Here is a 6199-nt window from a genome sequence, read left to right as displayed (position 1 = left end):
TTTTACCAGCTTTGGGTTTTTCATCGCCTGATGTGTTTTTTCCAGGGATTTTACCCGCTTTAAGCTGCGATCTTACACTTGCTGGTGCATGGCTTGATTTACCGCGCCCTGCTCCTTTAGCTGAGCCACGGCGACGCGCGTATCTATCTTGAGCTACATCACCACTGAGCGTTAAATTTATACGGCGCTCATCTAAACTTACCGAAGCAACTTGTACCGTTACTTTATCGCCAAGGCGGTAAACGGTATGTGTATGCTCGCCAATTAGGGTGTGTTTTGCACCATCATGATGGAAGTATTCATCACCTAAATTAGTAACATGGATCAGCCCATCAATTTGTAAGTCGTCTAGGCGTATAAATAAACCAAAGTTAGTAACGGATGAAATAACCCCGTTAAACTCATCACCCACGTGGTCTTGCATAAACTCACATTTAAGCCAGTCGGCAACTTCACGCGTTGCGTCGTCTGCGCGGCGCTCGGTGGTTGAACACTGCTCGCCTAGTTGGTCTACTTCATCATCGGTGTACGCGTATGCGCCCGATGTTTGCTGACCTTGTGCTTTTATTACCGCTTTAATTGCACGGTGTACCACTAAATCAGGGTAACGGCGAATCGGTGAGGTAAAGTGTGCATACGCAGGCAGCGCCAAGCCAAAGTGGCCTATGTTATCTGGCTGATAAACCGCTTGCTTCATTGAACGAAGTAGCATGGTTTGAATAAGCTCGGCCTCTGGGCGGTCGCCTAAACGGGCTAACACTTGGGTAATTTCTTTCGGTGTTGGCTCATCACTTAATGTGCTTTGAATGCCAAGCTCACTTAAAAACTGAGTAAAGTTACCTAGTTTTTCTTGATCTGGCTCATCGTGCACACGGTAAAGCGCACTGGCTTCGTGTTTTTCTAATAATTTAGCCGCCGATACATTGGCTAAAATCATACATTCTTCAATCAGTTTGTGCGCGTCGTTACGAACAACCGGCACAATTGATTCTATTTTACGGTGTGCGTTAAATACAAAACGCGTTTCGAGCGTTTCAAACTCAATAGCACCACGGGTTTGGCGCGCCGACTTAAGCGCCATATACATTTGCTGTAAGTCAGTTAAATGTGGCACAACAGGTGCGTATTCTTCGCGTAGTTTTTCATCGCCTTGTAAAATGGCATTTACTTTGGTGTAGGTTAAACGCGCATGCGAGTTCATCACCGCTTCGTAAAACTTATAACCCGAAAGCTTACCTGCGTCTGATACAGTCATTTCGGCCACCATACACAGGCGGTCTACTTTAGGGTTAAGCGAACATAAACCGTTCGACAACACTTTTGGCAGCATTGGAATTACTTGCTCAGGAAAATACACTGAGTTACCGCGAGCAATCGCTTCTTTATTTAGCGGCGTGTTCATACCTACATAATGCGATACATCGGCAATGGCTACCCATAAGCGCCAGCCGCCAGATTTTTTACGCTCACAATATACGGCATCATCAAAGTCGCGGGCGTCTTCACCATCTATGGTGACCAGTGGCAGGTCGCGTAAATCTACACGGCCTTGTTTGTCGGCTTCATCAACAAACTCACCTAAATGAGCAACTTGTTCTTCCACTTCTTCTGGCCAAACATGAGGAATATCGTGATTGCGCAGTGCCACTTCTATTTCCATACCTGGCGCTAAATGCTCGCCCAGTACGTCAATAATTTTACCTACCGCGTTCATGTTACGGCTAGGATTTTGAGTGATTTGCACTTGCACCATTTGGTTATGGCGTGCGCCGTTTTCACTGCCTGGCAGAATAATAATATCTTGAGTAATACGTGGGTCTTCTGCTACAACAACTGCAATACCATGCTCAACAAAATAACGCCCTACAATAGGTGCGCGCTCGTTGGTGAGTACTTTAATTATGCGGGCATCACATTTTGATCCTGAGCCACGTTTTGTGCCTTTAGCAAGTACGATGTCGCCGTGCAGCACCATGTTCATTTGATGCTTGGCTATAAACCAATCTTTGCTCTCGCCTTCAACTTCTAAAAAGCCAAAACCGTCTCTGTGGCCAATTACTTTGCCTTTGGTTAAACCGGCTTCGTCAATTAGGGCGTAACATTTAAACTTATTAAAATACAATTGGCCATCGCGCTCCATGGCACGAAGGCGGCGCTTAAATGCAATTTGGCGTTCGGTATCGTTTACAGCTAATTCATCACAAAGTTGCGTGAAGTTAGCAGGTTTTGAACGCTCTTGAAGGTGAGTAAGTATAAACTCACGACTAGGGACTGGGTTTTCGTACTTTTCTTGTTCTCGGCTGAGATTTGGATCTTGGTTTGACATTCACTATCTTGTTAGTTGGTTATGTAGGTATTTTAACCCATATACGTAAAATGAGACAGGTAAAAGCGTATGAAACTTTTAATAAACCGCTTTAATAAGTAAAACATACGCTTAATGGCCTTAATCATCACTTAATATAAGCGCAATTATAACCAGCCTTTTTGCTTTGCAATACGCGCTGCATCTACGCGGTTAGTGGCATTGAGCTTTGCGATAGCATCGGATAAATAATTACGTGTTGTGCCTTCGCTTATAAACAGCTGTTTGGCTATGTCGCTTGTTTTTAAGCCATCGCTTGCAAGCTTAAGTGCTTTGCGCTCTTTATCGGTGAGCGGGTCGGCATCATCAAGCGCGTTAATGGCAAGCTCTGGGTCTATAACCTTTTGCCCTTGCATTACTTTTTTAAGTGCATTGATAAGCTCATCACTTGGTGCTTCTTTTAAAATGAAACCTTTAACGCCTAGGGCGAGCGAGCGCCTAATATAACCAGCTCGCGAAAACGTGGTCATAATAACCATTTTAATGGTTGGGAACGTGGCCGCTATTTGCTCACTTAGCTCTATACCGCTCATGTGTGGCATTTCAATATCGGTTAAAATTATGTCTGGCAATGCCTCATCGGCCAGTGCTTTTATTGCATTAAGGGCATCTTGGCCGTTACTCGCCTGGCCTATCACTTCAATATTAAAATCAAGGCTTAACAATGCCCCTACAGCGTCGCGCACGAGTGCTTGATCTTCCACTAAATATACTTTGATCATTGTTAATCCTTAGCTGAAATTGGCAGCATTACGTTTAAAGTAAACTTCTCGCCACAGGTAAACGCGGCATGGCCATTAAGTTGCTCTGCACGCTCTTTAATACCATTTAAACCGTTACCTGCGTTTAACGTGCTGCAAGGTGCGTTATCAACCACACTTATATGCAGCTGATGCTGTGTTTGCTCTATACTTATTTCGCCGTTTTTATTACTGCTATGGCGTAATAAGTTAGTTACCGCTTCTTTAATTATAAGCCCTGCGATCCCTTCTACTTTAGGGGGTAAGGTATTTAATACAACATTAAAGTTAACGTTAAAGTCTTGCTCTATTAGCCTTTGTTTAAGCTGGGCTATTTGGCTTATTAAATTAAGTTGTTTTAAATCGCTTACGGCGTTTCTTACATCGCTAAGTAACTGCCTTGCCAGATCTGCCACTTGTGCTATTTCGTTATTGGCTTGTTCGTAGCGCTCTCCTTGATTTAGCTTATTAGCAAGCTCAGCTTTTAAAGCAATAGATGAGAGTGAGTGGCCTAAAATATCGTGTAGGTCGCGCGCTATACGTTCGCGCTCAGCAATGGCAGCTAATTGCTCTAGTTGGTTAGCGCTTTCTTGTTCGCGATTTTTATGCAGGCGCTCTTTTTGAGTTGCTATGCCAAAGGCCAACAGCGCCCCTGAAATTAATAAAGTGCCGGCTAAAAAGTATTTTATGTTTGCTATATCTGCCAAGTAGGCGCTTAACGCCACCGTAAATATAAGGCTAAAAACGGCATATAATCTGCTTTTTTTAGCGTATGACTCACCAGCTATAAACGCGATAAAACCAAATAATGTAGAGGTACCTGTGGTATAAAATGTAGCGCTAAAACATACCACTAACATAATAACAAACAGCGTTGTTATACGCTTTGTTTCACAGTGCATGGCTTTTATGTAAAGCAAAATAAATACAATATAAAACGCCACGCTCATTACAATGGTATTGACTGGCAAGTTAGATAGATTAAAAAGAGTCGGAAGCAAATAAAACCCAGTAAAAATTAAAGGTGCGTATTCCCAAAACTTTTTATTACTGGGCTTTGAAAGCGTGTTTGTTGTACTCATGCCAGTGCCCCTAGTTCATTGTTATTGCTTATAACATTATTTTTATTAATAAATATAAATAACACAAAAATACTAATGAGTATAAAGTAATCATTTATTGAAACACTAAAGCTAAGTGATTCTAAAAACTCGCTAATAGCGAGACTTATTAAAATTAACGTATTCATAGCCACCTCCCATTAAGATAAGTTAACTATGCCAAAGCCAAAAAATAATAAGAGTGTGAAATGTCATTAACTTTGCTGACATTTGTCATGTTTTAAAAATTTCATCCTGTGAGTTCGCACCCAGTGATAAGATAATAAAAAAAGGAGTTCTCATTTAAATGCAGCCACAACAGCAAAGCCTGATTTACTTACATATTGCCGTGTTACTTTTTGGGGGCACCGCCCTTTTTGCAAAGTTAATAGGGTTAAATGCAATTGATATTACGGTGTATCGTACCGCTATTGCTGGCATGGCAATTTTGGCTATGCTGTATTTTCAAAAAAAACAAATTAAGTTAAACAAACCAAAAGATTACCTCATTGCGTTATTTTTAGGTGTAGCAGTAGGCATGCATTGGGTTACTTACTTTGCAGGTATGCAAATGGCGGGCGTAACTGTGGGTATGCTGGCTTTTTTTAGCTACCCAGTAATGACGGTATTTTTAGAGCCCTTGTTTAATAAAAGCAGGCCCCAAGCAAAAGATATTATAAGCTCAGCTGTGGTTGTATTAGGTATATATTTACTCGTACCCAGCGCAAATTTAGGCGACGATGTAACCTTAGGGGTTATTATGGGTGTGGTTTCGGCTTTGTTTTTTTCGATTAGAAATATTACCCATAAGCGCTTTTTTAGCCAGTATGGCGGCCCACAAACCATGTTTTATCAAACCTTAGTGGCAAGTGTTATGCTTTGCGCATTTATTAAGGTCCCTGTGTATGAGGTGAGTAACCACGACCTTATTTTAATTGCTGTGGCGGGTATTATTTTTACCGCTACACCGCACTCGCTATTTGCAGCGAGTTTAAAGCACTTATCGGCAGCTACTGCGGGGTTAATTTCGTGCTTGCAGCCGCTTTACGGCACTTTGTTGGCTATTGTTATTATTCATGAGCGCCCAACGCTACTAACACTTATTGGCGGTGCACTCATAGTCAGTGCAGCCTGTTTTGAAACGTGGTCTATTACTCAAAAGGCTAGAAAATGAAAATATTTGCGCACCGAGGGGCAAGCGGCAATTACCCTGAAAACACTAAACGCGCTATTTTAGAAGCGTTAAATGTAGGGGTAGATGGCATTGAAGTTGATATTCAAAGTGCGCTTGATGACTATATGCTCATACACGACTCGTGGCTAGATAGAACCACCAGCGGGCACGGTAAAGTAAGCGACTTTACGGCGCAGCAACTTAGTCTGTTGGATGCCGGTAACGGCGAGCAAATCCCCACTCTACAGCAATTACTTGATTGGAATAGCAATAAAACATTACTCAATATAGAGCTTAAACATACCTTTGAGCTTGAAAAGTTTGCCACTATTTTAAACAACAATATTGCTAAAGGCGTTATTACTAAAGGTAATATTTTAGTGTCGTCGTTTGATCACCATCAAATTCATTGGCTTAAAAATAGGTTACCGTGGTTACACATTGGCGCGTTAACCTCATCAATTCCGTTAAATTATGCACAGTTTGCTCAACAGTTAAATGCGTATAGTGTTCATGTAGACAAAAGCTTTGTAAATAAAGCTTTTGTAGATGATGCCATAGCACGAGGCCTGCAAGTTTACGCCTACACCGTAGATAGGCCAGAAGACATGGATTTTATGCTAAAAATTGGGGTGCATGGTATTTTTACTAATTACCCCGCTCGTTCTAAAAAATATTTAGCAAACATTATTACTTGAGTTAACGGTAACTTAGTCGATAATCTAGCTAGGGCGTGATGATCTTTGCGGATTGAAATTTGTTCAATCTAGGGGCGATTAAATCGCGGCGCGAGGTTTGTAACCTAGTGGGCTAAGTAAAA

The 6199-nt window shown here is 41.8% G+C and carries 6 protein-coding genes; 2 read left to right on the top strand and 4 right to left on the bottom strand.

Going from position 1 to position 6199, the window contains the following annotated elements:
* The 4 genes from rnr to B2R65_RS11085 all read right to left on the bottom strand — a co-directional run.
* The coding region (rnr, locus tag B2R65_RS11100; protein WP_286742621.1) for a ribonuclease R at positions 1-2326 on the bottom strand (2326 nt) is incomplete at its 3' end.
* Between the two features lie 146 nt (positions 2327-2472).
* A complete protein-coding gene (locus B2R65_RS11095) occupies positions 2473-3087 on the bottom strand; it encodes a response regulator transcription factor (RefSeq protein WP_004587598.1) in 615 nt (204 codons plus the stop codon).
* 2 nt (positions 3088-3089) lie between these two features.
* Complete coding sequence (locus B2R65_RS11090) at positions 3090-4187, bottom strand: sensor histidine kinase (protein ID WP_286742616.1); 1098 nt, start codon at positions 4185-4187, stop codon at positions 3090-3092.
* Positions 4184-4354, bottom strand: coding sequence for a hypothetical protein (locus B2R65_RS11085; protein ID WP_024033282.1), 171 nt, complete (start codon positions 4352-4354; stop codon positions 4184-4186). Before B2R65_RS11085 ends, B2R65_RS11090 begins: the two co-directional genes overlap by 4 nt.
* A 158-nt stretch (positions 4355-4512) precedes the next feature.
* Here B2R65_RS11085 and B2R65_RS11080 point away from each other — a divergent pair, with 158 nt between their 5' ends.
* The gene (locus B2R65_RS11080; RefSeq protein ID WP_286742613.1) at positions 4513-5379 is read left to right on the top strand and encodes a DMT family transporter; all 867 of its coding nucleotides are present in this window, start codon (positions 4513-4515) and stop codon (positions 5377-5379) included.
* Complete coding sequence (locus B2R65_RS11075; protein WP_286742610.1) at positions 5376-6077, top strand: glycerophosphodiester phosphodiesterase; 702 nt, start codon at positions 5376-5378, stop codon at positions 6075-6077. Before B2R65_RS11080 ends, B2R65_RS11075 begins: the two co-directional genes overlap by 4 nt.
* The last annotated feature ends 122 nt before the right edge of the window (positions 6078-6199 follow it).

It is taken from the genome of Pseudoalteromonas sp. UBA2102, assembly GCF_002331165.1.
GTDB lineage: Bacteria > Pseudomonadota > Gammaproteobacteria > Enterobacterales > Alteromonadaceae > Pseudoalteromonas > Pseudoalteromonas atlantica.
Note: the sequence above shows the minus strand (reverse complement) of the source record. Positions and strands in the feature narration are given on the sequence as shown.